Annotated in this window: 22 protein-coding genes; 17 read left to right on the top strand and 5 right to left on the bottom strand. The window is 69.9% G+C overall.

The genetic code is table 11. From position 1 onward, the window contains the following. Window positions 1–15: 15 nt before the first annotated feature. The 5 genes from LZ198_RS07345 to LZ198_RS07365 all read left to right on the top strand — a co-directional run bounded on the left by LZ198_RS07345 (window position 16) and on the right by LZ198_RS07365 (window position 7,477). Window positions 16–2,820 carry a TonB-dependent receptor gene (locus LZ198_RS07345; protein WP_253971169.1) on the top strand — a complete coding sequence of 935 codons (2,805 nt, stop codon included), beginning with the start codon at window positions 16–18 and terminating at the stop codon, window positions 2,818–2,820. An 83-nt stretch (window positions 2,821–2,903) separates the two neighbouring features. Continuing rightward, window positions 2,904–4,739: a bifunctional metallophosphatase/5'-nucleotidase gene (locus tag LZ198_RS07350; protein ID WP_253971170.1), complete on the top strand. Its 1,836-nt coding sequence runs from the start codon at window positions 2,904–2,906 to the stop codon at window positions 4,737–4,739. A gap of 571 nt (window positions 4,740–5,310) precedes the next feature. Then, entirely contained in the window at window positions 5,311–5,955 is a 645-nt protein-coding gene (locus LZ198_RS07355) for an SRPBCC family protein (RefSeq protein ID WP_253971171.1), read from the top strand. 52 nt (window positions 5,956–6,007) lie between these two features. Beyond that, a complete protein-coding gene (locus tag LZ198_RS07360) occupies window positions 6,008–6,685 on the top strand; it encodes a TetR/AcrR family transcriptional regulator (RefSeq protein ID WP_253971172.1) in 678 nt (225 codons plus the stop codon). Between the two features lie 147 nt (window positions 6,686–6,832). After that, the gene (locus LZ198_RS07365) at window positions 6,833–7,477 is read left to right on the top strand and encodes a hypothetical protein (RefSeq protein ID WP_253971173.1); all 645 of its coding nucleotides are present in this window, start codon (window positions 6,833–6,835) and stop codon (window positions 7,475–7,477) included. 66 nt (window positions 7,478–7,543) lie between these two features. Here LZ198_RS07365 and LZ198_RS07370 read toward each other — a convergent pair whose 3' ends face one another. Beyond that, window positions 7,544–7,882, bottom strand: a complete 339-nt coding sequence (locus tag LZ198_RS07370; RefSeq protein ID WP_253971174.1) for a hypothetical protein — start codon at window positions 7,880–7,882, stop codon at window positions 7,544–7,546. Between the two features lie 317 nt (window positions 7,883–8,199). Here LZ198_RS07370 and LZ198_RS07375 point away from each other — a divergent pair, with 317 nt between their 5' ends. The 8 genes from LZ198_RS07375 (at window position 8,200) to LZ198_RS07410 (ending at window position 18,450) form a co-directional block, all read left to right on the top strand. After that, window positions 8,200–8,742 carry a TetR/AcrR family transcriptional regulator gene (locus LZ198_RS07375; protein WP_253971175.1) on the top strand — a complete coding sequence of 181 codons (543 nt, stop codon included), beginning with the start codon at window positions 8,200–8,202 and terminating at the stop codon, window positions 8,740–8,742. Between the two features lie 12 nt (window positions 8,743–8,754). Then, a complete protein-coding gene (locus tag LZ198_RS07380) occupies window positions 8,755–9,972 on the top strand; it encodes an MFS transporter (RefSeq protein WP_253971176.1) in 1,218 nt (405 codons plus the stop codon). Between the two features lie 182 nt (window positions 9,973–10,154). After that, window positions 10,155–12,899 (top strand): right-handed parallel beta-helix repeat-containing protein, encoded by a 2,745-nt coding sequence (locus tag LZ198_RS07385; RefSeq protein ID WP_253971177.1) that lies wholly within the window; start codon window positions 10,155–10,157, stop codon window positions 12,897–12,899. A 5-nt stretch (window positions 12,900–12,904) separates the two neighbouring features. Continuing rightward, on the top strand, window positions 12,905–15,022 hold the full coding sequence (locus tag LZ198_RS07390) for a hypothetical protein (RefSeq protein ID WP_253971178.1): 2,118 nt from the start codon (window positions 12,905–12,907) through the stop codon (window positions 15,020–15,022). Between the two features lie 150 nt (window positions 15,023–15,172). Then, on the top strand, window positions 15,173–15,844 hold the full coding sequence (locus tag LZ198_RS07395) for a hypothetical protein (protein ID WP_253971179.1): 672 nt from the start codon (window positions 15,173–15,175) through the stop codon (window positions 15,842–15,844). Between the two features lie 98 nt (window positions 15,845–15,942). Next, window positions 15,943–16,224, top strand: coding sequence for a hypothetical protein (locus LZ198_RS07400; RefSeq protein WP_253971180.1), 282 nt, complete (start codon window positions 15,943–15,945; stop codon window positions 16,222–16,224). A 520-nt stretch (window positions 16,225–16,744) separates the two neighbouring features. Beyond that, window positions 16,745–17,755, top strand: a complete 1,011-nt coding sequence (locus LZ198_RS07405; protein ID WP_253971181.1) for an Ig-like domain-containing protein — start codon at window positions 16,745–16,747, stop codon at window positions 17,753–17,755. Window positions 17,756–17,898: 143 nt separating this feature from the next. Next, window positions 17,899–18,450, top strand: a complete 552-nt coding sequence (locus LZ198_RS07410) for a hypothetical protein (RefSeq protein ID WP_253971182.1) — start codon at window positions 17,899–17,901, stop codon at window positions 18,448–18,450. A gap of 81 nt (window positions 18,451–18,531) precedes the next feature. Here the strand turns inward: LZ198_RS07410 and LZ198_RS07415 are convergent, their stop codons facing one another. From LZ198_RS07415 to LZ198_RS07425, 3 genes are all read right to left on the bottom strand, one after another. After that, window positions 18,532–19,995: a chondroitinase-B domain-containing protein gene (locus tag LZ198_RS07415; RefSeq protein ID WP_253971183.1), complete on the bottom strand. Its 1,464-nt coding sequence runs from the start codon at window positions 19,993–19,995 to the stop codon at window positions 18,532–18,534. Window positions 19,996–20,283: 288 nt separating this feature from the next. After that, complete coding sequence (locus LZ198_RS07420; protein WP_253971184.1) at window positions 20,284–20,649, bottom strand: cupin domain-containing protein; 366 nt, start codon at window positions 20,647–20,649, stop codon at window positions 20,284–20,286. A 222-nt stretch (window positions 20,650–20,871) separates the two neighbouring features. After that, the gene (locus LZ198_RS07425) at window positions 20,872–21,072 is read right to left on the bottom strand and encodes a cold-shock protein (protein WP_234064826.1); all 201 of its coding nucleotides are present in this window, start codon (window positions 21,070–21,072) and stop codon (window positions 20,872–20,874) included. Window positions 21,073–21,421: 349 nt separating this feature from the next. On the opposite strand from LZ198_RS07425, the gene LZ198_RS07430 reads away from it, so the two are divergent. The 4 genes from LZ198_RS07430 to LZ198_RS07445 are packed head-to-tail and all read left to right on the top strand — an operon-like array spanning window position 21,422 to window position 24,790. Beyond that, window positions 21,422–21,955 carry a Spy/CpxP family protein refolding chaperone gene (locus tag LZ198_RS07430; protein ID WP_253971185.1) on the top strand — a complete coding sequence of 178 codons (534 nt, stop codon included), beginning with the start codon at window positions 21,422–21,424 and terminating at the stop codon, window positions 21,953–21,955. Between the two features lie 35 nt (window positions 21,956–21,990). Further along, the gene (locus LZ198_RS07435; RefSeq protein ID WP_253971186.1) at window positions 21,991–22,257 is read left to right on the top strand and encodes a hypothetical protein; all 267 of its coding nucleotides are present in this window, start codon (window positions 21,991–21,993) and stop codon (window positions 22,255–22,257) included. A 14-nt stretch (window positions 22,258–22,271) separates the two neighbouring features. Next, window positions 22,272–22,952: a response regulator transcription factor gene (locus LZ198_RS07440; RefSeq protein WP_253971187.1), complete on the top strand. Its 681-nt coding sequence runs from the start codon at window positions 22,272–22,274 to the stop codon at window positions 22,950–22,952. After that, entirely contained in the window at window positions 22,952–24,790 is a 1,839-nt protein-coding gene (locus LZ198_RS07445; RefSeq protein ID WP_253971462.1) for a sensor histidine kinase, read from the top strand. Before LZ198_RS07440 ends, LZ198_RS07445 begins: the two co-directional genes overlap by 1 nt. Here the strand turns inward: LZ198_RS07445 and LZ198_RS07450 are convergent. Continuing rightward, complete coding sequence (locus LZ198_RS07450; protein ID WP_253971188.1) at window positions 24,738–26,435, bottom strand: lipase maturation factor family protein; 1,698 nt, start codon at window positions 26,433–26,435, stop codon at window positions 24,738–24,740. The two genes, LZ198_RS07445 and LZ198_RS07450, sit on opposite strands and share 53 nt — an antisense overlap. Between the last annotated feature and the right edge of the window lie 9 nt (window positions 26,436–26,444).

Consider the following 26,444-nt stretch of genomic DNA (forward strand, 5'->3'; position numbering starts at 1 on the left):
CCCGTGAGCCTCTCCATGAAGACCCCCCTTCTCCGTGGCGTCGGCGCGCTCGCGCTGGTGCTCGTCGCGCTCGCCGCGACGTTCTCCCTGCCCGCCCTCGCCGCGGGCCAGAACTACGGCCGCATGGCCGGCTACGTCTATGACCCGACGGGCGCCGCGCTCGCCGAGGTGCCCCTCACGGTGAGCGGCCCGGCGCTGCTGCAGCCCCAGTCGCGCACCAGCGGCGAGGACGGCCGCTTCGAGTTCGACACCCTGCCCCCCGGCGAGGGCTACGTCCTCGAGGTCAACGTCCCGGGCTTCGCCCCCATCAAGAAGACGGGCATCACCGTCCTGCTCGGCCAGGCCACGCAGGTGGACGTGAAGCTCGAGGTGCTCACCGAGACGCAGGCGGTGGCCACCTACGAAATCGTCGAGAAGGTCAACCCCATCATCAACCCGGACTCCGCGCAGATGGGCGCGGTGCTGAACTCGGAGAAGGCGGCCACCTCGCCCGTCTTCACCCAGGTGCAGGCCATGCCGCAGCTCGTGGCGGGCGTGGGCAACGGCAACGCGCCCAGCCTGCGCGCCGGCCTGTCGCGCTACGGCAAGTTCTACATCGACGGCATGGACACGTCCGACGTGGTGGACGGCAGCATCAGCTCGCCGATGAGCTTCTACGCGGTGGAGAACTTCGAGGTCATCACCGGCGGTCTGGACGCGCAGTACAACTCGCTGGGCCTCATCGAGAACGTCGTCAGCAAGAGCGGCTCCAACAAGTTCACCTACGACGTGACGATGATCCTCTCGCCCGCGTGGGCCAACGCGAAGTACCGGGGCGCCGCCAACCAGAGCCCCAACGTGGCCAACTACACGCAGAACGAGGTCCCGCTGTCGGAGACGGCCTTCTACAGCCCGCTGGTGGGCGTGGGTGGCCCCATCATCAAGGACAAGCTGTGGTTCTACTTCTCCGGTCAGTGGAACTTCTCCAAGCGCGACACGCCGCTGGGTGAGGAGAGCCGCACGTCCGACACGCAGACGCGCCTGGCCCGCCTGAAGCTCACCTGGCAGCCGACGCCGAAGGACCGCCTGTCCCTGGCGTTCAACTACGACAACAACACCATCACCAACCAGGTCTCCTCGACGTCCGCCAGCCCGGAGGCGGAGACGCAGATCGACCGCGGCGGCTTCTTCGCCATCGTCAACTACGACCGCAGCATCTCCGACAACGTCCTGTTCCAGCTCCAGGCGGGTACCACCTACAAGGACATCTGGCAGGGTCCGATGAACGAGGACTCGCAGGACATCGCCCACATCTACAACAGCACCACGTACCGGAACGCCGGCTCGCTGCGCAACGAGGTGGGCAACCTCGTGACGGAGAAGCGCATGCGCTACCAGTTCGACCCGACGCTGCTCTTCAAGGTCAAGAACCACCAGATGAAGGCGGGTCTGCAGTTCAGCTACCTGAGCGGCGACAAGACGGCGCAGGTCATCGGCAACCAGCGCTACAACGACCGCAACGGCGAGTGCAACCCGGACGACCCGGCGACGTTCCAGTACTGCAACGAGCGCCTGAGCTTCTACAACACGGACGGCGTGGCGGCCCCGCTGACCACCGAGGCCGGGACGCTCATCTCCAGCGCGTTCCTCCAGGACCGCTGGAACGTCAACCGCTACCTCACGCTGGTGGCGGGTCTGCGCGCGGACGTGGGCCGGCTGTACGGCGACAACGACCAGTTCATCACCAACCTGGTGGGCATCGGCCCGCGTCTGTCCGCGACCTACGACGTGTTCGGCAACCGCACCACGCTGGTCAAGGCGCACTACGGCCGCTCGAACGAGGTGGGTGACGTCTACATCGCGCAGCACGCCAACCCGGAGCTGCTCACGGTGCGGTCGACCTTCGCGGGCGGCGCCTTCGCGGACTGTGGTCCGGACACCGTCGGCAACGCGCAGTGCAGCGTGTCGGGTGGGGCCTCCGGCCGCTACTTCGACAAGACGAGCCACACGCCTCCGCACGTGGACGAGCTGGCGCTCGGCCTGCACCACGCCATCGGCGAGGGCGCGGTCATCGGCGTCGACCTGACCTACCGCAAGTACTCCAACATGTGGGTCGACGAGGAGATGAACCGCATCTGGGACCCGTCCGGCCAGCGCGTGGTGGACTACGTGGACGGCGTGAACCACACCATCGTGAAGATCCACAACCCGGACGACGCCTGGCGCGACTACAAGGGCATGGACCTGTGGGCGCAGGGCAAGACGGGCCCGTGGGACCTGCTCGCCAGCTACACCCTGGCCTACAGCAACGGCACGGTGGGTGACTACTTCGACGGCTACGGCTTCAACCCGCGCTTCAAGCACTACTTCGAGGGTCCGTCGCCGGAGGACATCCGCCACACCATCAAGGGCGCCGTCGGGTACACCACCCAGTTCGGCCTCGATTTCGGCGTGCGCTTCAACTACCGCACGGGCGCGCCCATGTGGATGTACCAGGAAGGCTCCGTGGACCGTCAGCGCGTGGCCCGCTCGCCGCGCGGCACCGGCCACTCCTACAACACGAACACCGGCATCCCGGACTTCAACGACCCGGCGGCCATGTCCGAGCTGCGCCAGCCGAGCCAGTTCCTCTTCGACGTCCAGGCCCGCTACGACCTGAACCGCGTCGTGAAGACGAAGGAGACGAAGATGGAGCTGACGCTCATCATGTTCAACGTCCTGAACAACAGCGACGTCACCTTCGTGCAGGAGCAGTACCGCGCCACCAACAACCGCTTCGGCACGGCGACCAGCCGCCGCAGCCCGATGCAGGCCGAGCTGCTGTTGCGCGTTCGTAACTAGTCCCACCCGCCTCGCTCCCGGAGCGTCTGTCTCCGGGAGCGACGGCGCTTGAATCCGGCGGGGGCACCGTTCTAGACGGGCGTGTGCCCTCCACCACCCGCCCCTTCCGACTCGGGCTGCTGTCCGCCCTCCTCGCCGCCTGCGCCTCCCACCCGCCCGTGCCGGAGGCCGCGTCCGCGGCGCCGCCGGCCGCGAGTCCGAGCGAGGCGAAGCCCGCGCCCCAGCCCCTGCGCATCACCGTGGTGGGGACCAACGACCTGCACGGCTGGGTGACCCCCTCGCGCGCCACGCTGCCCGACGGCACCGGCGTGGAGCAGGGCGGGCTGGCGACGCTGGCGGGCTACCTGGGCATCCTCCGCGCGGAGAACCCGGACGGCGTGCTGCTGCTGGACGGCGGCGACCTCTTCCAGGGCACCCTCGCCTCCAACCTCACCGAGGGCGCGGTGGTCATCGACGCGATGAACACCCTCGGCTACGTCGCCTCCGCGCTGGGCAACCACGAGTTCGACTACGGGCCGGTGGGGCCGCGCTCCGTGGCGCTCGAGGGCGACGACCCGTTCGGCGCGCTCAAGGCGCGCATCGCCCAGGCGCGCTTCCCCATCCTCGGCTTCAACGTCACCGACAGCCAGACGGGCGCCATCCCCACCTGGCTCGGCAACGAAGGCACGCTGCTGGTGGAGCGGCAGGGCGTGCGCATCGGCGTCGTGGGGCTCGCCACGCCCCACACCCCGCAGGTGACCAACCCCGTGAACGTGGCGAGCCTGCGCTTCTCGGAGCTCGCGCCGGCGACGCTGGCCGCGGCCCAGGGCCTGCGCGCGCGGGGCGCGGAGGTGGTGGTCGCGGTGGCGCACGCGGGCGCGGTGTGCAAGCGCCAGGACGACCCTCGCGACGCGTCGTCGTGTGACCGCGGGGACAGCGAAATCATCGAGCTGCTGGAGGCGTTGCCCGAGGGCACGCTGGACGCGGTGGTGGCGGGGCACACGCACCAGCCCGTGGGCCACTTCATCCGTGGCACGCCGGTCATCGAGACGTCGGGCCGGGGCCGCGCCTTCGGGCTCGTGGAGCTGTTCGTGGACCCGGTGACGCGCAAGGTGCTCCCCGAGCAGACCCGGCTGCAGGGCTCCATCCCCGTCTGCGCGAAGGTGGATGCCACCCTGGGCACCTGCGACGAGCGCGCGCTGAAGGGCGCCAGGCAGCTCTCGCTGGTCCCCGCCACCTTCCGTGGCCAGACGGTGGTCACCGACGCGGCGCTGGAGGCGCAGCTCACCGAGGCGTTCGCCCGCGTGGAGCAGGAGCAGCGTCGCTCGCTGGGCGTGCAGGTCCCGGCGACGCTCACGCGCGACTACGACGCGGAGAGCCCGCTCGGCAACGTGCTCGCGGACGCGCTGCGCGAGGTCTCCCGCACGGACATCGCGCTGCTCAACAGCGGCGGCCTGCGCGCGGAGCTGCCGGCCGGTGAGCTCACGTACGGCGCCATCTACGAGGTGCTCCCCTTCGACAACACCCTCGCCGTCCTCACCGTCTCCGCCACGGAGCTGAAGCGGCTGCTGGAGGTGGCCTATGCGCGCAAGGGGACCTTCCAGGTCTCCGGGCTGAAGGTGAAGGTGGAGACGTGCAACGGCGTGTCGAAGCTGGTCTCCGTCACCCTGCCGAACGGGAAGGCGCTCCCGGCCAACAAGCGGTTCCGGGTGTCCATGCCGGACTTCCTGGCGCGGGGCGGTGGTGGACTGGAGGACGGCCTGAAGGCGCTGCCCGCCGGGAGCATCGACCTGGGCGAGAAGCAGGCGCTGACGCTGCGTGACGCGCTCGTCGAGCACTGGAAGACGCGCGGCAAGCCGTTGGTGGCGCCCACGCCGGGCCGCATCCTGCGGGTCGCCGGGAGCGCCCACTGCGCCTCCGAGCCCAGCGGGAAGCGCTGAGGGCTCACTCCGACCTTCCAGCGGCCGGGGGGCGAGAGCCTCCGCCCACCCGGCGCGACCTCGCGATATGCGGGGAGAGAGCCTGCGTTCCAGCAAGCGCCCCACGACGTGCCCGGCAACCATCCCGGGCAGGCAACGTCGATTCCATCCCCGGGGCGATCTGGAGACACCCTGAAACGAGGCGCCGAGGTCGCCTCAGCGGTCCTCCTCTGTCTTGCAGGATGTAGGTGGGCACCGCCGCCGCTGTCGAGCGGGGCGAAGGCACCGCACAGGAGGTCATCCTCTGCGAGGCGGAGGACTCCTCCGCGAGGGCTTCCCTCCTCCCCGGAGGCGGTGAAAAGCCATGCAACGAAGTGGAGTGGAGCCTGGTCATCGACCATTGCTCGGAGAATCATCCCGGGTGCGCTCCCACGTCGTGCAACAGGATTTCGGAGACCCTGGTGGTCTACGCATACACCTGCAACCCGTGACATGACTTGCTGAACGCAGCGCCGCCCCTCCTCGGGGCGTCTTGACATCCTCCCGGAGACGAATCTAAAAAACATTTAAATTGTCGTCCGGGAGGAGTTCCATGTCGCGGTCCGCCCCCTTCGCCCTGCTGTTCCTCGCCTCCGGTGTGTTCCTGGGAGCTTGCGCGACGCCCGTCGGCTATGCGTCCGGGACGTCCTCCCTGGAGCGGGACTCGTTGCACCGCTCGACGCCCGCGCCCACGGTGGAGTCCCAGGCGCGGTTCGTCTCGCACACCGTCGAGGCCGACATCGCCCTCTCCCCGGACCGGCTCCTGCCCTGGCTGGTGAACGTGCCGCTGGAGCGCGTGCTGCCGGGGACGGAGCAGCTCGCCGGCATCGAGCGGACCGAGGCGCTCTCCCCTACCTGGGGTAGCCCCGGCGCGCGTCGGCGCGTGGTGCTGCGCGACGGGAACACCTCTCTCGAGGAGCTGCTCGTCGTCGAGGAGGGACGGCGGTTCCAGTACGTCGTCTGGAACTTCACCAACTCGTCGCGGCGCGCGGTCCAGTACGCGGTGGGTGAGTTCCACTTCACGCCGACGGAGACAGGGACCCACCTGCGTTGGACGTATCGCTTCCGGGGCAACGGGTGGCCCACCGAGGGCTTCCTCGAGTCCTTCGTCGAGGAGGACTTCGCCGGCTACATGCGGGTCGGCATGGAGCACATCCAGGCCGAGGCGCTCCGCGACCTGGCGCCCGTGACGAACTGACGACGGGTGGCGGCACCGCGGCCTATGCTCACCACGAGGAGATGGTCGCCCCGTGGAGAGCAAACCCAAGAAGCGTCCGGCCGCGACGAAGAAGGCCCCCAAGCCCGCGAAGCCTCGCGGGTATCACCACCTGGACTTGCGCCGCGCGCTGCTGGACGCGGCCATCGAGTTCCTGCGGGAAGGTGACGTCACGGGGCTGACCATCCAGGTCCTCGCGCGCGCGGCCGGCGTGTCTCCCGGAGCGCCCTACCACCACTTCCCGGACAAGCAGTCCATCCTGGCCGCGCTGGCCACCGAGGGCTACGCGCTGCTCGCGGAGCGCGTCTCCCGGGCCGTCGAGGACGAGCCCACCGTCCCCGGCAAGCTCGCGCGCATCGCCGCGGCGTATCTCTCCTTCGCGAGGGAGCACGCGTCGCACTACCGCATCATGTTCCTGCCCGACATCGAGGACCGCGTCCGCTTCGCGTCCGTCCACGAGGCCTCCGACCGCTCCCTGAAGGTCCTGTTCGAGGTGGTGGCGGCGGGCAACCCCGGCGCGCCGGCCGACACCGTCATCGCCCGGGCCATCGCCGCGTTGTCCCTGTGCCACGGGTTCGCGTCGCTGCGCGCCGCGCGGGTCCTGGGCAACATCCCCGGACTCCCGAAGGTCGACGTGCTCGAGAAGGTCGCCGTCGCCGAGGTGGTGACCGTCGCGCTGGGCCCCGGGCCGGGGCGCGGCCGCCCCACGTAGGACGGCCCGAATCCCCTCACACCGAAGGATTCTCCGGCACCCCGTTCGAGCAGCAAGCCGGGAATCGACTGGTCATCCTCGGGCACCCCTCCCCCGGCTGATTCCAACGCAGCACCGGACGGGGGTACCACGATGTCATACACATCCATGTCGCGACTGCTCGGGGTGGGTCTGCTGCTCTTGAGCTTGGGTTGTGGAGGAGGCCGGGTCATCAAGCCCGGAGACGCACCGAGCACCGGGGCATCGGTGCTCGTCGGAAACGTGGGGGGAGACGGGGGCGGGTTCATCATCCTCCCGAACGGCAAACTCAAACGCATCCCACCCTGGACCGGGCCCCTGGCGCCCCAGTGGCTCGACCTGCTGTCCCATGCCGTGCTGTTGAGCCGCCTCGAGTCCCCCAAGACGTCCGAGGAGCAGGACCTGCGGCGCAGGGTCGAGGCGCGGCTGGTCGGGCTCTCCCGGGACCTGACGCACCAGTTGTCCTCCCGTCCCGGAAGCGTGTTCGAGACGGAGGCGATCCACGAGGTGCAGGTCCTCATCTACGTGAGCCCGGGTGTCGCCAATGATGGGGGCGGGTTCGTCATCACCGCCTCGGGGCGCATCATCAAGATTCCACCGCGTGGGCCCGCGTCCCTCGAGCGACTCCTCGAAGTCACCCGACGGCTCCAGGTCGCACTCGAGCCTCGAGGCAAGCCCCAGCCGGACCCCTGGCGCCCCCTCTTCGATGAGCTCGAATTCGGGCTCTCGGACACCATGCGCGCCCTCCCCGCCGAGCTCCAGGCGCGGAACTGAGCCTCCACGCCGCGTGCCCGTGCCCACCCGTGAAGGACGGGGGCTCGGGCACGCGGTCACACCGCCTCACTGCGCCGCCATCTCCCTCGCGATGAAGGGCGGCACGCCGTACCGGAAATCGAAGTGGTACTGCCCCGTGGCCTCGATGGAGAAGACGAGCCAGGTCCAGGGCTCCGCCTGTCCCTGGGGTCGGTGTCCTCGCAGGGCCTCCAGCGCGTCCAGCGCCTCCATCGTCAGGTCCATGTCCGCCTTCTGTTCCCCCAGGAACCGGTTGGCCACGTAGATCTCCGAGTCCTCTCCCCCCCAGGCGAACTTCTCGTAATGCACCTCGAGGCGCTCCCAGGGTTCGGGGACGGCCTCGAGCAGCGCCTCGATGAATTGTTCCTGCAGTGCCAGCATGTCCATGTCGGCGGCCAACCTCGTTCCCGGAGAGGAGGCGCGCGCGGGGGACCTCGACGCGCGACCTCCCCCTGGAGTGTAGCGGGTGCCTCGCATGACACCACCGAGAGGTCGACCGGCGAGGCGCTGACCGTGACGCGGGCTCGGGGAGCCATGCCCGAGCCACCAGGGACCGACAGGAAGCGTCCTGGCTCGCCCCAGGGGGACGACCCTCCCCGGGAATGAACGGCCTCCCACCTGGGTTCGTCGCGATATGTACGCTCGTACATATCGTCCCGACCGCAACGCGGCGCGTGCCGTTCAGCGAGGCCCAGGAGGCACACGTGCCCACCCGTCGGCATGACCCCGAGCGCCGGGACCGCATCATCGACGCCGCCCTCTCGGTCATCGCCGAAGGAGGCGTCGCGGGGACCTCCCACCGCCGGGTCGCCGAGCGGGCCGGAGTCCCCCTGGGCTCGATGACGTACCACTTCACCAGCATGGACGAGCTGCTGCGCGAGGCCTTCACCCGCTTCGCCCTGCGCGTCAGCGAGCGCTTCAGCGCGCGAATCGCGGCCGCGGCCGACCTCGAGGCGCTCGTCGCGGCGGTCGTCCACCTCGTGCACGACGACCTCGCGGCCGGCCCGGACGACCTCGTGCTCACCCTGGAGCTCTACACGCTGGCCGCCCGTCAGCCCGCCTTCCGGCAGATCACCCACGAGTGGATGCAGCGCAGCCGCGAGGCCCTCGGGCGGCTCGTCGACGAGCGGAAGACCCACGAACTCGACGCCTTGATCGAAGGGCTGTTCATCCACACCCACCTCGACCCGGCGCCACGGAGCCGGGCCGTCACCCGCGACGCCGTACGACGCATCCTCTTTCCCTGAACCCGTCTCCCGATGCTCCTCTCCCCCTCCTCCCCGGTGCTTCCCCAACACCGCGCGGCCCGCGTCGCCGTCGCGGCGCTCTTCCTCACCAACGGCGCCATCTTCGCCAACCTGCTGCCGCGCTATCCCCAGCTCAAGGCCGACCTGGGACTGAGCAACGCGGAGTTCGGGCTCGGGGTCGCGGCGTTCCCCACCGGCGCCCTGATGGCCGGGCTCGCGGCGGGCGCGCTCATCCGTCGCTTCCGCTCGTCACGCGTCGCGGTGGCCGGGACGCTGCTCACCAGCCTGGGCGTGCTGTTCGCGAGCCTCGCCAACTCCTGGACCGGCTTCGCCGGCGGACTCTTCTTCGCGGGCTGCATGGACGCCATCACCGACGTGGCGCAGAACTCCCATGGCCTGCGCGTCCAGCGGCTCTACGGACGGTCCATCCTCAACACGTTCCACGCCATCTGGAGCATCGGCGCCGTCGTCGGCGGCCTCATGGGAGGACTCGCCGCCGGGCTCGCGCTGCCGCGCGGCACCCACCTGGGCAGCTCCGCGCTGCTCTTCAGCGCGGTCTCCCTGACGGCGCTGCGCTTCACCTTGCCAGGGCCCGAGCCCGTCGCCACGGAGCCCACCGAGGAGAGCGCGCGGACCCGCGAGGCCCCGGTCTCCTCCCGGCGTCACCTCGTCCTCACCATCGCGGCGCTCGTGCTCATTGCCTGCGGCGGCACCCTCGTCGAGGACTCCGGCATGACGTGGGCCGCCGTCTACCTGAACGGCACGCTCGGCGCGAAGGCCGCCGTCGCCTCCTTCGGCTTCGTCGCGTTGGTGGGCGCGCAGTTCGTCGGACGGCTGCTCGGCGACGCGCTCGTCGATCGCTTCGGTCAACGCGCGGTCGCGCGGACGGGGGGAGCCATCACCGCGCTGGGCATGGGCATGGCGCTGCTGTTCCCGTCGATCCCCGCGACCATCGCCGGCTTCGCCTTCGCGGGCTTCGGGGTGGCGACGCTCGTCCCCGCCGCCATGCACGGCGCCGACGAGCTTCCCGGCCTGCGCGCCGGCACCGGCCTCACGGTGGTCAGTTGGTTGATGCGACTCGGGTTCCTGCTCTCGCCCCCCATCGTGGGACTCGTCGCCGACTCCGCGGGGCTGCGTGTGGGCTTGCTCGTCGTGCCACTCGCCGGAACCCTCGTGGTGCTGCTTGCGGGCGTGTTGTCCGCCACACGCGTAACCAGACATGAATCGTAACATCGACTGACGTGAAGACACCGCCACCGGGCTCGACTCGAAGAGTCAAGGGTGAGGCCCACACGCCGGTGTCACCTTTGTGCACGCCATTGTCGCGGTGCCGGAAGTGACGGCGGCGCGAAGTGTGCGAACTCGACATCGTCGAGTCGCGCCTCGCGCCGAATCTCCCAGAGGAGTCCGTCATGCACCGTGTCACGAGCTGGATGCTCGTCCTGGCCGTCGTCTGCCTCTGTGCCCCCGCGCATGCACGCGACTGGTTCGTCCGAGCGGGGGCCGTGGGGGGAGAGGGCTCCCGAGACAAGCCCTTCTCCGACCCGTGGATGGCATTGGAGCGGGTGGAGGCGAACGACGCCGTCCACGTCGCCACGGGCCGCTACTTCGGGAAGCTGGAGCGCGGGAACTGGGAGCTCGCCTTCCCGGGCGTCCAGTTGCTCGGCGGCTATGACGCGGGGTTCCGCGAGCGCGACCCGTGGAAGAACCTCACCGAGCTGACCTGGCGAAAGGGTTCACCCAACCGCCCGGACGTCTCGCTCGCCCGCGTCAGCACCAGCCCCCAGCGCGACACGACGGGCGCCACCATCGATGGGTTCCTCATCGACATGCAGGACACCTACGAGTACGTCGCTGAAGGCGGCGACTTCGACCCGAAGGCGCTCCAACGCAACGGCGCGGTGGAGCTGGCCCGGGGCGGCATCCTGCGCAACTGCATGATCGTCAACTCCATCCAGGCCGTGCGCACGTCGCCGGGCGCGGTGGTGGAGAACAACGTCATCGTCAACTCCATCTTCGCCGCCATCGTCTCCAAGGGCGGCGGGGACCAGGACGCGCCCGTCACCCTGCGCGACAACACGGTCGCCTTCGTGTGGGCCACCCGGGCCATCGCCGAGGGAGGGACCGAGGGCGCCGGCATCGACGTGACCAACAAGGCGGTCCTCGAGAACAACCTCGTCGTCCATTCCGACAACCATGGCGTCCAGGTGACGGTGCCCGCCAAGGTGGTGCTGCAAGGCAATGCCTTCTGGCGGAACCTCTTCTCGAACGCCGGCTTCTATTTCGAGGGCAAGAAGTCCTCGCTCGACGACTCCGACATCTCCGACGCCGAGGACGTGGGCTTCGCCCGCGCGGGCGGCAACGTCGCCGTGGACCCGAGGCTGCCATTCGAGCCGACGTGGTTCGACAAGTTCACCCGTCGCGAGACCCGTGGGAAGAAGTTCGACGCGAAGGCGTGGGAGCAGACACGCACCGTCGCCGGTCTTCCCCCCACGGCCGCCCCCCTCTCCGTCTTCGCGCCCGCCTACCCGCCCCAGGCCGTCCCCAGACTCCTCGCCCCGGGCAATCCCTCCCTCAAACAGGGCGCGCGTGCGAAGGCGCTCGCGGTGACCTTCTCGGCGCCCGCCTCGGCCGCGCCGGCGAAGACCTATTCGCGGGTGAGCCTCGCCAGCATCCAGGCGAACGCGAAGGGATACGAGGGCAAGGACGTGGAGGTCATCGTCGGGGCCCAGGGAGTGGCCAACCCGGACAACGGCCCGGTGGGAACGTCCCGAGACACGCACAAGGCCGTGTTCCTGGTGGACGAGAAGAACGAGGCACGCACCGCGGGCTTCTTCAAGAAGGGGACATCCATCGAGCGCAGCGTCGACGCCATCCCCAACTACGGCTCGGGCCCGCCGCGAGACCTCTTCGTCGTGCGCGGCACCGCGCATGTCCGGGACAGCTACCCTCGCTACGCCCTCGTCATCGAATCGATCGAGCCCTTCGAGAAGGAGGTCGCCGCGGCCCCTCGTCCGAAGGGGCGGGACTGGTTCGTGCGCGCCGGCGAGAGCGGCGGTGACGGCTCGCGTGAGCGCCCGTTCAAGGACCCCTTCCAGGCGCTGGAGAAGGCGGAGCGCGGCGACCGCATCCTCGTCGCGCAGGGGGAGTACGGCGGGAAGCTGAAGAGCGGCAAGTGGGTGGTGGACGGCAAGCAGTACCTGGCGCTGCTCGGCGGGTGGGACCGGGACTTCCGGCGGAGGGACCCGTGGAACACCCCCAGCCTGCTCTCCTGGCCGTCCGACTCGAAGACGGCTCCCCAGGGGTACCTCTTCGAGGGAGCGGGCGACCACACCGGGCTCATCGTGGACGGGTTCGTCTTCGACCGGCGCACGCTGAACCACTACGACGCGGACGGCTTCCTGGACCTCAACAACTCCCCCGACGACGAGCACCTGCGGGTGTTCTCCCCGGAGACGGTGGTCCGCAACTGCACCTTCGTCAACGGTGCGGGCGCGGCGGTCCGGATGAGCAACGCGGTGACCTTCGAGAACAACCTCGTGGTGAACATGGTCTCCGACGGTCTGCGTGTCACCGGTGGCTTCGGAACGCAGCCCGCGCGGATTCGCGACAACACCTTCCTGTTCATCTGGAACCGCAACCGCCCACATGACGGCTCCAGCGCCACGGGCACCGGGGTCGCGTTGGGCGGCAACGTGCCGGCGGTGCTGGAGGGGAACGTGTTCCAATACATCGACAACTTCGCGGTGCGCTCCAGCGCCAACCCCAGCGAGGTGGTCCTCACACGCAACACGTTCTTCCGCAACTGGGCCACCTTCCGCTCCACGCTGGGGACGCCGCCCCCCACGGTGGACGAGAAGTCCATGCACCTGCTGGCCGACCTGCCCTTCAAGAAGGTGGAGGGCAACGTGGTCGCCGACGGCGGGTTCGACGTGGACCCCGCCTTCTACGCGAGCTGGTTCGCGCGCACCTCGCGGGAGACCAGCCGCTTCACCGCCGAGGAGTGGAGCCAGGTCGCCCCGCCGCCGTCCACGGGCACGGAGCCCGCGAAGGCCGGCCTGGGCCGGGCGCTCGACTGGCGGGCCGCGGCGAAGCTGTTCCCGAAGAACGCCCAGGTGCGGGGCGCTCGGGCGAAGACACTGGAGAACGGGGGATGATGATGATGAAGACACTGACCGCGGGGCTGTTCGCGCTCCTCGTCGCCACGCCGGCCTGGGCGGACGAGGTCGACGACAAGGTGCGAGCGATTGAAGACAACCTCTCCCGAATCAAGGACCGGCTCGACGGCATCGTCTCCGACTCGAGTTCGAGCGACATCGACTCCGCGCTCGACACGCTGAACACCGTCAAGGGCGACGTGGAGCGGCTCAAGTCGCTGAATCCCGAGACCGACCCGGGCAAGTCGATGGCGTACTACTACCCGGACTACATCCCGCGGTTCCGGGAGTCGGCGCAGTCCCTGAAGCGGATGAAGGATGCCCAGGTGAAGGCGGACGAGTCCCGTCTCGCCGAGCGCTGCGCCGAGGCAGACAAGAACCTGCGCTCCTTCATGCAGGGCTTCATCGAGCGCAAGGACCCCAACGGAGCCTCCCGCATCTCCGACGAGGCGGAGAAGGTGGGGCGGCAGTACGCGGAGGAGTATCGCCGCCACCAGGACACCCACAACGACGTGGACCGCGCGCGGGGATACGCGCGCAACTTCTCCGAGTCCCATGGCCGCTGGTCCGACGTGAGGAGCGAGCTGTACGACGGCGTCAGCGACATCTGGGACCGCTGGACGCGGCGGATGGAGGAGACGAAGTCGAAGTGCCAGGAGCTCGCCAAGGGCCGCGACGCCGAGGCCGTCCGGGACGCCTTGTCGAAGCTGGGAGATACGAACCGGGCCCGCGCGGAGCTGGTCGAGAAGCTCCACCAGACCCTCGACCAGGTGGGCTCCGCGCTGTCCGGCGCCGGCGAGCGCACGGGCACCTCCGAGCTCGACTCCGCGCTCAGGTACTCCGGGGAGGTCGACGCCCAGTTGGAGAAGCTCCGGAGCGCCCGGGGCGAGGATGAAGCCGCGAAGCGGATGACGGACGTGTGGCCGGACAAGAACAAGGACCTGCGCCGCTCGCTGGAGCTGCTCAAGCAGGTGAAACCCCAGCAGTTCTCGTTCGATGCGGCGACCGCGACGTGCAAGACGACCGAGGAGCAGTTGTTGACCCTGGTGCGTGGCTACCTGGGCCGACCCGACGACGCGGACGAGGCCGCCAAGGTCGTCTCCGAGCGGGCGGAGCGGCTCGCCAACGACACGCGCCAGCAACTGGAGGCCGCCCAGCGTCGCTTCGAGGAGCAGGACCGGCGACTGGAGGATGCGAAGCGCTTCGGCTTCGACGAGGGCCGGTGGCGCCCGCTCAAGGAGCGCCTCCACGAGACGGCGACGGTCATGCAGCGAAGCATGAAGACCCGGCTGGAGGAGTCGAGGACGGCCTGCGGCAGGCTCATCCAGGGCGTCAACGCTCCGGAGGTCGCCACGGCGCTGAAGACCTTCAAGGACCGCGACCTGCTCGTGGCGGCGACGCTCAAGCGCATCGGCGACGACTACGAGACCTGGAAGCGGGAGCGCCGGGGGCTCAAGCCCGGGGGCCGCTTCCGCCAGGAGAGCGCCGACAAGCTGCTCCAGGCGTTCTGCGACCAGGACGAGTTCCAGTTCGAGGACCGGGTGCGGCGCGTCGCCGACGAGGTGGCCAGCGTCATGGGCAACCTCCAGCGGCAATACCTGGAGCGCATCCGCAAGCTGCAGGACGACGTGAAGGGCGTGGAGTCGACGAAGAACCCGAACCTCAAGTCCGAGGCGGCCCGTCAGAAGCGCAACATGGCCGCCGCGCAGAAGCGGCTCGAGGAGGCCGGCAACCTCGGCATCCTGCGAGGGCGGAACAACCCGCTGGTGAACATGTACCTGGAGAACGGCAACAAGAAGCACCTGGCCCTCCAGACAGGCTGCACCGCGATGGAATACGAGATTCCGGGCGGGCGCATCGACTGCGTGAATGTTTCGGACGGCGCCTGCGAGGTCATCGAGATCAAACCCAACAGTGCCAGCGGGCGCTCCGCGGGCGAGGAGCAGATCTCCAAACGCAAGAGCGTGCTCGAGGAGCTGTACCGCAACAACCAGCTCAAGCCGCTGCTCCAGCGCTGCGTCAAGGATGGCCAACTGAACATCCGCTACCAGGTGAAGTATTACGAGTACTGCCCGGTGGGCATCGCGAACATCGACATCACCACCGAGGAGCTCGACGAGTAGCGCGCTGGCCTCGGCGTCTCCCGCCGGGGCACCGCGGGCTCCCGCTGACCGCCATGGAGAGAGAGGTTGGCGGGTGCCTTCCGCCGGACTTGTCCCACATCACGGTAGGTGAACTATGGTCGCGGGCCTTCCAAGGAGCCACTCCCCGCCATGGACGCCAACGTGAGGCAGAAGTTCCGGAGAATCCAACTCATCGCCGCGGGGGCCACGGTGGCGCTGTTCATCACCCTCGCGCTCGGCTCCCTGGCGCGGCGCTACTTCGGCCCCGGCACGTTGCATGTCGTCACGGTGGGCAACGAGGCCGTGGAGCTGCTCGTGGATGGGAAAACCGTCGAAGCCCGGAGCACCCAGGGCGACCACCTCGCCTTCGAGGTCAGCCGTGGGCCCCACGAGGTGCGGCTGACGGACGTCCACTCGGGCACCGTCATCCGGTTCCTGGTCGACATCCCCAACGGATACTCGGAGCTCCTCCTGCCGACGCGGGAGGACCAGTGCTTCATCCGCTTCGACATGACGAAGGTCGCGTATGCCGGCAGGGACCGCCAGCGCAAGAAGCAGGCCCCGACGGTGGAGGACCTCATCCCGAACACCAACGACCCCATCACCGTCCCTTCCGGGACGTACTTCACGCAGGAGGAGATGCCCGACGAGGTCCGCTCCTCCGACAAGGTGTACCTGCTCCGGGACCTGCCCTGCCTCTTCGCGAACGAAGGGGCCAACGCGCAGGTGCAGTTGCTGGCGCTGTCCAACCGCGCGGATGAGCTGTTCTCCGACCCTGACGCGCTCCTCAACGACCTGATCGGCAACGCCGACCCGGATTGACGGACCGTCGACGCCGAAGGCGTAAGGGGAACCCCCGATTTACAGACACGGGGTGCTCACGCACCGTGGCCATGGCAGTTCCACTGGATGGAGGCGTCATGAACAAGCCCCTGCGGTCCTTGCTGACCACCGTCGCGGTCCTCTCCCTCACCCCCGCAGCCGCGCTCGCGCTCCCCTGCTACAAGGTCTGTTTCGAGACGACGCCTTGCGACACGGCCTGTACCATCGCCAACGCGCCCTCCAACTGCGACAACTACGGTGTATGCGCCTACTTCGCGGACCCGTCCGAGGAGCAGGCCACCCTGCGCCTGGATGACACCGCTCCGGTGTGCAGCGAAGAGGCGCCCGACGCGCCGGTCTCCGTGTCCGTCGAGAGCTGATTCACTCGCAACACCCTGCCCCGAGCGTTCCGCTCGGGGCACACGGCCTCCCAGCGCCTCGGGGCCTGTCACTGTCAAGCAAGCTCCTCGAAGATGACATGGCGGAGCGCGTGCCGCGGTCGAACCGGGACGACTCCTGGCTGGCTTCGACGCCAGCACCCCGGAGTCGGGAGTTGACGTCGCCGTGACGCGAAGCCCCTCACCTCGTCGAGCCCGTGAGTCCAGGACATACACGACACACACCGCCCCCTTTGGCCGCGCGACGTCGACAATGATTGACATCCGCCCCTGCCTCCCCCGGGCGGCAATCCCTCTCTGGAATGACCTGGCAGGATTTATTCCATCCCACTGGGAGTCGGGGGTCTCGACGTGCCCATGGGCGGCCTCGTCTCTCCCAGCCATACACATCACCTTTTGTGCGCCTTCGACCGACGACCTGCCTTGCCTCTCATGTCTTGATATATCAATTCATGGCGCGCCCCCAATCCCTGAGGGCGCCCGAGCCCGAGGGGAAATCCACATGCGCATCGTTTCGAGAGGGGTCCGCACCTTCGCCGCCGCGCTGGTCGGTGTGGGTGCACTGGCTTCGGTTGGTTGCGGTGACGTCCCGAACACGGCGGAGGAACTCCCTTCCTCCGCGCGACAAGACAGTGACAAGCCGCCAGGCCATCCGCTGTTCGTCGACCTCTCGGCCCCCTCCGTGGAGCTCACGGCCCCGGAACCCGGCAGCTTCCTTCGCGGCCTCACCGAGCTCACGGCGAGCGCCTCCGATGACGTGGGGGTGGCGCGCGTGGACTTCTACGACGGCACCTCGCTCATCGGCTCCGCCACCCAGGAGCCCTTCACCGTGACCTGGGACACGACGGTGGTGGCCTCGACGACGCACCGGCTGACCGCCCAGGCCTTCGACGCGGCCGGAAACACGGGCACCTCCAGCGAGGTGAGCGTCCTGGTGGACAACGTCGCGCCGGTCATCGTGTCGGGAGCGCCTCGATACAACTCCCAGACGCTGAACTTCGTGCGGGACGTCGTCAGGGTGGGCTGGCTGGTCACCGACCAGAACCTCTCCGGCGTAGCCCTGACGGAGTTCCTCCAGGAAGGCGTCGTCCTCGCCTCACAACCTGGCCAAGGGGACGTCACCTACACCTTCTCGTGGGATACGCGCGGGCTGGCCAACACCGCGTACAACGTCAGCCTCCGCGCGACCGACCACCTGGGCAACGCCAGGACGTTCACCCGGGGCCTCGTGGTCGACAACGATCCGCCCACCGTCACCCTCACCGCGCCTGCCGATGGGGCGGTGGTCAGCGGCATCGTCACGCTGTCCGCCAACGCGAGCGACTCCCAGGCGCTGCTCGGGCTCGCCTTCGAGGTCGACGGCGTGTTCCAGACGACGATCTCCGGCGCCCCGCCCTTCGTGAGGACGTGGGACAGCACGGGCAAGCCGGGCACACACGTGATCGTCGCGGTCGTCGCGGACCGTGCGGGCAATGGCCAGCGGAGCGCCCCTGTGACCGTCACCGTGCCTTGAATGACTGGGCTTGGGCGGGCCGAGAAGCGCTAGGATGTGAAGCAACGGGGCCGGAAGCGAGCACGGACATGCGGCGGGGGAAGTGGCTGTGGGCCGTCGTGGTGGCGACGGGAATCGGAGCAGGGCCTGCCTGCGACGATTCCATGGCCCCACGCGACGCGGGGAGCGACGAGGACGCGGGGAACCCGGAGGACGCGAGCACGCCCGAACCCGATGCGGGCCCCGTCGAGAGGCCTGGCGTCTTGCTGCGCATCACGAACATCGGAACGTGTGCGGCCAAGCTCCTCACCACGCAGAAGACGCCCACCGTCGCGAACAACATCCAGGTCGCCCAAGGGGAGCTTCGTGGCACGGGCTTCCGAAGCTGCTCTTGCCCGAAGGCCGACATCATCTGCATGGGGAACAACTATCCGCGCGCGTACGGCATCAACCCGGGAGAGACCGTGGAATTCGTGTGGGAAGGACTGCGCTATGTGAAACCGGGAGGCGGGTGCAACGTCCAACCCCTCTCCTTCGGCCCGGTGACTGTGACCGTCCCCTATTTCACCCTGGCGGACGAGGCGACGCGATACGCGGGCCCCGAGGTCGACATCTCCCAGACGTTCGACTACTCGCCCGACAGTGGCGTCGTGGAGCTCATCCTGAACCCTCCCAACGACCCCCTCGTGGATGGCAGCCCTGGCGTCTGTCCTTGAGCCGAGGCCCCGGCGCGGGTCCCCAGGACGGAGGGTTCGTCATGGGGACCTGGGCGGGCAGGTGGGCGACAGGGCCGTGCGCTAGCGGAGACGGCGGCGCAGGCTCAGCGGCAGCAACAGGGCGAGGAGGATGGGCCACAGGCCCGGGCTGGCACTGCAGCCACCGTCATCCTCGTCCACGCCCGGTCCCGGGTTCGAGCCTGCGTCCGTCCCGGTCCCCGCGTCCGTCGCGCCAGGCCCCGCATCCGACACGCCCGTCCCGGAGTCCGGAGTGCCGCTCCCGGAATCCGGGGCCCCCGCGTCGGGCGTGCCCGTGCCGCCGTCGGACGGACCCGAACCGGGCTTGCAGTCGCCCAGGGAGTGCTCCAGCGCGCCCAGGGTGTAGGAGCCAGCCGGGCGGGGGCGCTGGCAGAAGTCGTCCGTGACGGAGGAGTTCGCGGACGCGGCGCCCACGAGCTGGGACACGGAGCCCTTGAGCGTCAAGTCCCCCTGGAGCGGCGCGGTGTACCAGGCGGTCCACGTGGCCGTGGCCACGTTCGTCAGGTTCGTGCCCGCCGTGAAGCTCCCGGAGTCGCGGCCCCGGATGACGGACGACAACACGTTGCCGTGGGCCTCGCCGGAGGAGGACGCGAAGCGGAAGTCCACGCCCGACGTGCCGATGAAGGTGTTGAAGAGCACCTTCGTTCGCGCGGCCCGGTTCAGGTAGACGGCGACGTCCGAGCAGTTGGCGACGATGTTGTTCCGCATCACGCCGTCCGAGTGCTCGGGATCACACGGCACGGTCGGGTCGAAGGCCGGCGCACAGAACTCCGCACCCGTCCCTCCACCGCCGAAGGACAAGCCGATGCGCGTGTCCGAGGCCGGCAGGTCCCTCGCGCAGACGACGCGGTTGCGCTCGAAGAGGCCCCGCTTGCCGCCGCTCTTCATGAAGGCGCCGTAGGCGATGCCCCCCTGCTTGGAGAAGTCGTGTAGCTCGTTGTCACGGACCACCCAGTCGTCGCCCGTGTCGATGTTGAGCTTGGTGACGGGCGTCCCCGTCGCGCGCGGGTGCGTGTCGTAGAGGTCGTTGTGCTCGATGAGTCCCCGGTGGGGCATCTCGTAGACACCGCTGGCGTTCTTCGTCGCGTTGACCTTGAGCTGCGCGTTGAAGTCCCGCACGCGGCTGTTGCGCAGGACGAACCCCTCCGCGTGACCGGTGACGTGGAAGGCGTGCTCGCAGTCCTGGTCCCGGGAGCAGATGCCCTCGATGGTGAGCCCGTCGAAGACCCAGGCGCGTCCCGACACCTTGAAGCCCTCGACGGCGTTGAAGCGGATGAGCGCCGCGTGGCGGTTCGCCGCGCGCACGGTGATGGGCTGGGCGTCGGTGCCCTCCGCCGCGCAGTTCAGGTTCGCGTTCACCGTGTAGGTGCCATCCGCGAGCACGATGTCGTCCCCGGCCTTCGCGGACGCGAGCGCGGACTGCAGCTCCGCCACGGTGGACACGCTCTTCACGGCGGCAAAACCAGACAACGGGAGCAGGAGGAGGACGAGGGGTGTGGTTCTCATCGGAGACTCCAATCGAGGGGGGCTCGGACTCTAACGCACACACCCGACATCCTCCTCTCGCGAGGTTCGAGAATCCCAGACATCCCCTCGGCGACATCTCGAGCGCGGATGACCGCACCTGTGCGACGTGCGCGAGACATCTGAACCTTCACCCATCTGCCCGAGCGATCGTCCAACGCGCATGCCCGGAGCGGCTCGCGCAGCGCTCACGCCGGACCTCCGCCACGCCTGGCGCGAGCGGTGGACCGGGGCGGGACTTCCGCCCCTGCCCGACGCGGCGGCCCCACCTCAGGCCTTGGCGGGAGACTTCGCCTCGCCCTCGTCGCGACCGTGCACCGACGCCGGAGGGCTCGTCGCCTCCACGGCGGAGAACGTCTCCAAGACCTTGTAGGTGTGGCTGGAGCCACGGGGCACGAGCCACGAATCACCGGGGTTGAGCAGGATGACCTGCCCCTCCAGGTGCAGCTCGGCGCGCCCCTCGAGCACGAAGCCCACCGTCTCGTAGTCCCGCGCGGCGGCGGGCTTGGGCTCGCCAGGCGGCTCGTCCTCCCACAACCGCATGGACAGCCGCACGCCCGAGGCCAGGTACTTCTGCCCCATCTCCCCCTTGGGGGAGCGCCGGCTCTCCACCTTCTTCACGCTCGTGTCGCCCATGACTTCGCTCCTTCACGCTCGGGTGGCGGTGAGGCGACGCAAGGCCGCGCGCCGCGCTCCATCCGTGATGAAGGTAGGGAAGCCACGCGGGAGGCGGCGTGGAAGGCTCGCCAGCCCGTCCGCCCGCCGGGGACACATGCCCCGCAAAGACGAAGGCCCAGCCTTCACGTGGAAGACCGGGCCTCGGGCTCACTCAAGGGTGGCCAATTTTACCGCACGAAATCAGACCGCGCGGACGTTCTGGGCCTGCAGACCCTTGGGGCCGCGGGTGACCTCGAACTCCACCTTCTGCCCCTCCTGGAGGGTGCGGAAGCCATCCATGTTGATGGCGGTGTGGTGGCAGAAAACGTCCTCACCGTTGTCCTGCGCGATGAAGCCGAAACCCTTGGCGTCGTTGAACCACTTCACAGTACCGATTGCCATGTGACCTTCTTCTCTTGCTAGGTGGCGACCCGGGACCAGCCGGACCACCAGTGCGGGGCGGACATCGCCCCGGCACTGCCGCGACAATCTACCCTCCGACCTCATTTGTCCACCTGAACCCCACCCATCGGGCAGGCAGGCGTCACGCAGAGGACATTTTCGGGGGGTGGACCGTCGCTCCAGCGGTCAACAGGCCACATCCGCCCATTCATCCCGACCCGGGCGCCCCCCTTCACATTTCTTCACCGGGGCCGGGCGCGCCCTTCACACCCCCCCTCTACCTTCCCGCCCATCACCCACGGCGCCGGACTCCGACGAGCCCGGCCCCTTGCTTGAAGGAGCAGGACCCATGTTCGGATTCGTCTTCGGAACCGCGTGCCTCGCCGGACTCTTCTACACGATGCGGGGAGGCAGGCACTGGCGCCACCATCCGGGAGGGCGCGGGGCGCGCTGGGGCTGGCGGTTCCGGCTGCGCTGGCTGTTCGAGCGGCTGGAGACCTCCCCCGGGCAGGAGAAGGTCATCATCCAGGCGGCCGAGGAGGTGTTCGAGGCCTTCTCCAAGCTGCGCGACCAGGTGAGGCCCAGCCGGACCACCCTGGGCGCCGCCATGCGGGGCGAGCACTTCGACGGCGCGGCGGTGCGGGAGCTGTTCACCCAGCACGACGTGGCGCTGGAGGAGGCGCGCCGGGTGCTCCAGGGTGCCCTCGCCCAGGTGCACGAGGCGCTGGACCCGCGGCAGCGCCGGGAGCTGGCGGACCTGCTCGAGCACGGCTGGGGCCATGGCTGGCGCGGCGAGCACGGTTGGCGGGGGGGCCCCGGCTGGCATGGGCGCCACTGCGGCGGCCGCGGCCGGTGGCATGACGACGACCGGCGGATGGTCTGAGCCCCCGGCCGAGCACCCGAGGAGGAACGACTCCCATGCACCCTCGTCGCCGTCGACTGCTCATCGTCCTGCTCGCCCTGGGAACCGTGGGCGGCTATGCCTCCGGCTTCGCCAGCCTCTCCCGCCACCGCCATTGTCACGGCGGCTGGCGGGAGCACTGGGGCTCCCGGTGGAATGGCCCTCCCTCCGGGGCCTTCGACGAGTCGGGAACCGCCCCGACTTCCCCTGCCCCGCCCGCATCCGCGGCCTGCGAGGCGCCGCTCCCCTCGCAGTCCCCGGCGGCCCTGGCGGGGGCGCGCTAGAGTCCCCACGGTCCATGTCCACTCGTGTCCTGCTCATCGACGACGACACCCGGCTGTACGAGCTGCTCGCGCAGTACCTGGGGCAGAACGGCATCAGCGTGACCCATGCCGCCGACGGCGGGCGCGGGCTCGCCGCGCTGGAGGCCAGCGCCTACGACGCGGTGCTGCTCGACGTGATGATGCCGGGCATGGACGGCCTGGAGGTGTGCAAGCGCATCCGGGCGAAGAGCCGCATCCCCGTCGTCATGCTCACCGCCAAGGGGGACGAGACGGACCGGGTGGTGGGCCTGGAGCTGGGCGCGGACGACTACCTGCCCAAGCCCTTCAGCCCCCGGGAGCTGCTGGCGCGGCTGCGCGCGGTGCTGCGCCGCTCCCAGCCCTCGGCGGTGGCGGACCGGCTCGAGGCGGGCGGGCTGTCCATCGACGTGGCAGGGCGCGAGGTGCGCGCCGAGGGGAAGATGGTGGACCTGACGGGCCTGGAGTTCGACCTGCTGGTGGCGCTGGTGCGCCGGGCCGGCCGGGTCATCCCCCGCGAGGCCTTGCTGGGCGAGGCGGGCCGCAGCGACACGGTGGTGGGCGAGCGCACCGTCGACGTCCACATCTCCCACCTGCGCCAGAAGCTGGGCGACGTCGGCACGCGCCTCATCAAGACGGTGCGCGGCGTCGGCTATGTGTTCGCCAAAGAGGGCGCGTGATGGGCTGGCGAGGCAAGCGCGGGCGCGGCCGCTGGCGACACGACGAGGACCGGTACGGCCCCGGCGCGCCCCCCCGGCCAGAGGATGGCGCCCCCCACCCGCGCGGCCCGGAGGACGGGCGCGCGGACTCCGCCTCCGCGCGCGAGCAGCCCGTGGACCCCTGCGACGACGAGTACCGGCAGGCGTGGGAGGAGCACCGCAACGCCTGGGAGGAGCACCGCCGGGCCTGGGAGGAGCACCGCCGGGCCTTGAGCGAGCAGCAGCGCGCCTGGAAGGAATGGAAGCGCGACCAGTGCAGTCCCTGGGGTGGCCACTTCGGTGACGCCGAGGACCTGGCCCGGTGGCTCAGGGACGAGCGCGAAGCGCGCGAGACGACCCAGGACGGCCAGTGGGTCCACACCCCGGACGAGGCCAGCAGGCATGGGGGCGAGGGCGGGGACCCGCGGCTCGGTCGCCCTGGGCATCCACGCTGGAACTGGGGCCGTGACGGGCACCCGCCCCGGTGGAACCACCAGCGGGAGCGGCTGAAGCGCCACTACTGGCGCATGGGGCGGCTGGGACACTTCGTCCGGGCGCGCCTGCACCGCCGCCTCTTCCTGTGGTTCGGGCTGACCATCCTGATGACCGGCGTGGTGACGGCGTCGGTGTTCAACCTCGTCGGCGGAACGACGTGGAAGCAGGAGATGGCGCGGCTGCGCAACTTCGCCGGGCACCGCTTCGAGGAGGTCTGGAACGAGCCCGCGCGCCGCGACGCCCTGGCGCGTTCGGTGGCGGCGGACCTGGACGTCGACGTGGAGCTCCAGGACGCCTCCGGCAAGGTGCTCGTCCTGGAGGGCGGCCCCTGCAAGCACTCCGAGCTGACCATCCCCGTGACGCGGGGGTCGCTCGAGCTCGGGCAGGTCCGCTTCTGCTATGGGAGCAATCGCGCGAAGGACCCGTTGCGAATGATTGTCCCGCTCCTCGCCGCGGGGCTCGTCTTCTGGATCGCGGCGGGGAAGATGGCGCGGCGGCTCGCCAAGCCCGTGGACGCCCTGGTCCGCGCGACGGAGGCCCTGGGCGCGGGGAAGCTCAAGTCGCGGGCGGAGGTCGTGCCCCACGCCACGGGTGAGTTCACCGTGCTGGCGGTGGCCTTCAACGACATGGCGTCGCGCATCGAGAAGCAGGTGGCGGATCAACGCGAGCTGCTCGCCGCCGTCTCCCACGAGCTGCGCACGCCACTGGCGCGCCTGCGCGTGCTGACGGAGTTGCTGCGCGACGGCGGTGGCAACCCGAAGACCCTGGACCAGGTGGACCGGGAGGTCGTGGAGCTGGACGCGCTCGTGGGTGAGCTGCTCGCCAGCTCGCGGCTCGACTTCGGACAACTCACGCCCCGGGCGCTCGACGCGCGGACGCTGGCGACCCAGGCCCTGGAGCGCGCCGGACTCGCCGCGAGCCTGCTCGACACGTCGTTGCCGGACACGGGCCTCGTGGGAGACGCGACGCTGCTGGGCCGCGCGCTCATCAACCTGTTGGACAACGCGCGCAAGCATGGCGGTGGCGCGGAGGCGCTGCGCATCGAACAGCAGGGCGAGCACCTCTCCTTCTGCGTGGACGACCGGGGCCCCGGACTCCAGGCCGGCGAAGAGGAGCGCATCTTCAAGCCCTTCTATCGGAAGGACCGGGGCGTCGAGGCGCGGGAGGCGGGCTCGCTCGGGCTCGGTCTGGCCCTGGTGCAGCGCATCGCCCAGGCGCACGGCGGCGAGGTCTTCGCGCAGAACCGCGAAGGCGGAGGCGCGCGCGTCGGCTTCACGGTGAAGAAGGAAGGTCCGCCCGCATCAGTCGACCGTCCCGCAGCGTGAGCGGTGGGCAGTAGGCGCCCACCTCCCGACGCGACCACCAGTCCCCCGTCGCGCGCAGCGTGGCCAGGTCCGTGAAGCGATAGGCGTAGCGCACCGTGCGCACGAAGCGCGGCGCGAGGTCCGGGAGCGAGTCGGCCTGGAAGAAGCCTCGCAGGGAGGGTTCGCCACGCAGCAGGCCGTCCTGGAGGCGCAGGAGCCAGGGGTTGTCCCGGCAGGACGAGAGCGCGGCGAACCACATCTGCCAGTCGAGGCGGGGCATGTGCGGCGCGACGTACCGGGGCGCCTCGTCGACGCGCCCCGGGCGCCACCGCAGCAGGTACTCGCGCCACACCTGGCCGTCGTCGCTGCCCTCGATGACGACCTCCTCGCGCCGCGTCGTCATCACCGCGAAGAGGCCGTAGGTGTTGATGCTCCGGAACGGCGCGATGGCCTCCTCCACCGCCGCGATGGGCGCCGGCGGACGCCATCCCGTGAGCCGACCGACGTCCAGCGTCACCGCGAGGACCCCGTAGCTGACCGCGAGCAGCGCGAAGGCCACGCGACGCGCCCATGGCCGGGAGAATGCCCCGCCGCCTCCGGGCAGGCGCCAGCGGTTCGCCGGCAGGAGACGCCCCCCGGGCTCGGGCGGCGACGCCGACGGCGCGCCCGAGACGGACTCCCGCGAGGAGGGCATCCCCGAACCCTCCACCGGTGGGCTCGCGAGCGCGGCCCCGGGCGGCGGCTCCGTCGAACCACCCGGGACAGGCGCTCCCAGACCGCCCGCCACCGGAGGGCGGCGAAGCCTGGGCGCACGCAACCACTGGAGCGCGCCGTCATCGAGCGCGGCGATGCACAGCACGAGGGTCAACAGGTTGAAGAAGCCGTAGCTCCCCGTGACGAGGATGCCCACCTGGAGCAGGGCCAGCAGGAGCGCGGCGGCGAGCCGGGCGCGCCGGGGTCCGAAGAGGAGGAACGGGACGACCAGCTCGAGGAGGAACATGCCCGCCGTGCTGGCGCGCTGCACCACCGCGGGGAGCTGGTGCGCGAAGTACGCGGCCACGTCGGGGAGCGGCTGCGTCCAGTAGTGGTACTCCATCGCGGAGAAGTCGCGCCACGTCGCGTCCCCGCTCGCCAGCTTCACCAGGCCCGACATCCACATGAGCCGGAAGAGCAGGAAACGCACGAGCAGCACCGGCCCGCGACTCGACGCCCCTCGCCCACCCGCCAGCGGCAGCGAGACGAGCGCCGTCTCCAGCAACAGGACGTCCCACTGGAAGCTCAGGAAAGGCCCGCCCACCACCGTGATGGACAGGTAGCAGGACCACGCCCCCACGAGCGCGGCGCGAGGCGCGAGGCCCAGGGTGAGCGCCGCGCCACACGCGAACCCCGCGAGGAGCACGCCCTGGAGCGCGGAGGCGCTCGCCCCCGTGAGCCACAGCCACGTGGGCAGCCGCAGCCATCGCTCCGCGCCGCCCAGCGACTCGCGGGCCCATCCCAGCCACTCCGAGGCCGGACTCAGGCCCTCCGGGCCGAGCAGCGCGGACACCTGCGGCAGCAGCGAGGCGAACGCCACGCAGAACACGAGCCCCAGCGCGCGCAGGTACCCTCCGCGTACCCGCGCGAGCCCGGGGCACTCGACCTCCCCCTGGCCGGATGGCTCCGACACGTGGCGATG

This window comes from Myxococcus dinghuensis, assembly GCF_024198235.1.
Classification (GTDB): domain Bacteria; phylum Myxococcota; class Myxococcia; order Myxococcales; family Myxococcaceae; genus Myxococcus; species Myxococcus dinghuensis.

What these genes read in the sequence shown, in the direction of transcription:
- LZ198_RS07345 (WP_253971169.1), top strand. Translation starts at nt 16, where the DNA reads ATGAAGACCCCCCTTCTCCGTGGCGTCGGCGCGCTCGCGCTGGTGCTC.
- LZ198_RS07355 (WP_253971171.1), top strand. Translation starts at nt 5,311, where the DNA reads ATGTCGCGGTCCGCCCCCTTCGCCCTGCTGTTCCTCGCCTCCGGTGTG.
- LZ198_RS07365 (WP_253971173.1), top strand. Translation starts at nt 6,833, where the DNA reads ATGTCGCGACTGCTCGGGGTGGGTCTGCTGCTCTTGAGCTTGGGTTGT.
- LZ198_RS07370 (WP_253971174.1), bottom strand. Translation starts at nt 7,882, where the DNA reads ATGGACATGCTGGCACTGCAGGAACAATTCATCGAGGCGCTGCTCGAG.
- LZ198_RS07380 (WP_253971176.1), top strand. Translation starts at nt 8,755, where the DNA reads ATGCTCCTCTCCCCCTCCTCCCCGGTGCTTCCCCAACACCGCGCGGCC.
- LZ198_RS07385 (WP_253971177.1), top strand. Translation starts at nt 10,155, where the DNA reads ATGCACCGTGTCACGAGCTGGATGCTCGTCCTGGCCGTCGTCTGCCTC.
- LZ198_RS07390 (WP_253971178.1), top strand. Translation starts at nt 12,905, where the DNA reads ATGAAGACACTGACCGCGGGGCTGTTCGCGCTCCTCGTCGCCACGCCG.
- LZ198_RS07395 (WP_253971179.1), top strand. Translation starts at nt 15,173, where the DNA reads ATGGACGCCAACGTGAGGCAGAAGTTCCGGAGAATCCAACTCATCGCC.
- LZ198_RS07400 (WP_253971180.1), top strand. Translation starts at nt 15,943, where the DNA reads ATGAACAAGCCCCTGCGGTCCTTGCTGACCACCGTCGCGGTCCTCTCC.
- LZ198_RS07405 (WP_253971181.1), top strand. Translation starts at nt 16,745, where the DNA reads ATGCGCATCGTTTCGAGAGGGGTCCGCACCTTCGCCGCCGCGCTGGTC.
- LZ198_RS07410 (WP_253971182.1), top strand. Translation starts at nt 17,899, where the DNA reads ATGGCCCCACGCGACGCGGGGAGCGACGAGGACGCGGGGAACCCGGAG.
- LZ198_RS07415 (WP_253971183.1), bottom strand. Translation starts at nt 19,995, where the DNA reads ATGAGAACCACACCCCTCGTCCTCCTCCTGCTCCCGTTGTCTGGTTTT.
- LZ198_RS07420 (WP_253971184.1), bottom strand. Translation starts at nt 20,649, where the DNA reads ATGGGCGACACGAGCGTGAAGAAGGTGGAGAGCCGGCGCTCCCCCAAG.
- LZ198_RS07425 (WP_234064826.1), bottom strand. Translation starts at nt 21,072, where the DNA reads ATGGCAATCGGTACTGTGAAGTGGTTCAACGACGCCAAGGGTTTCGGC.
- LZ198_RS07430 (WP_253971185.1), top strand. Translation starts at nt 21,422, where the DNA reads ATGTTCGGATTCGTCTTCGGAACCGCGTGCCTCGCCGGACTCTTCTAC.
- LZ198_RS07435 (WP_253971186.1), top strand. Translation starts at nt 21,991, where the DNA reads ATGCACCCTCGTCGCCGTCGACTGCTCATCGTCCTGCTCGCCCTGGGA.
- LZ198_RS07440 (WP_253971187.1), top strand. Translation starts at nt 22,272, where the DNA reads ATGTCCACTCGTGTCCTGCTCATCGACGACGACACCCGGCTGTACGAG.
- LZ198_RS07445 (WP_253971462.1), top strand. Translation starts at nt 22,952, where the DNA reads ATGGGCTGGCGAGGCAAGCGCGGGCGCGGCCGCTGGCGACACGACGAG.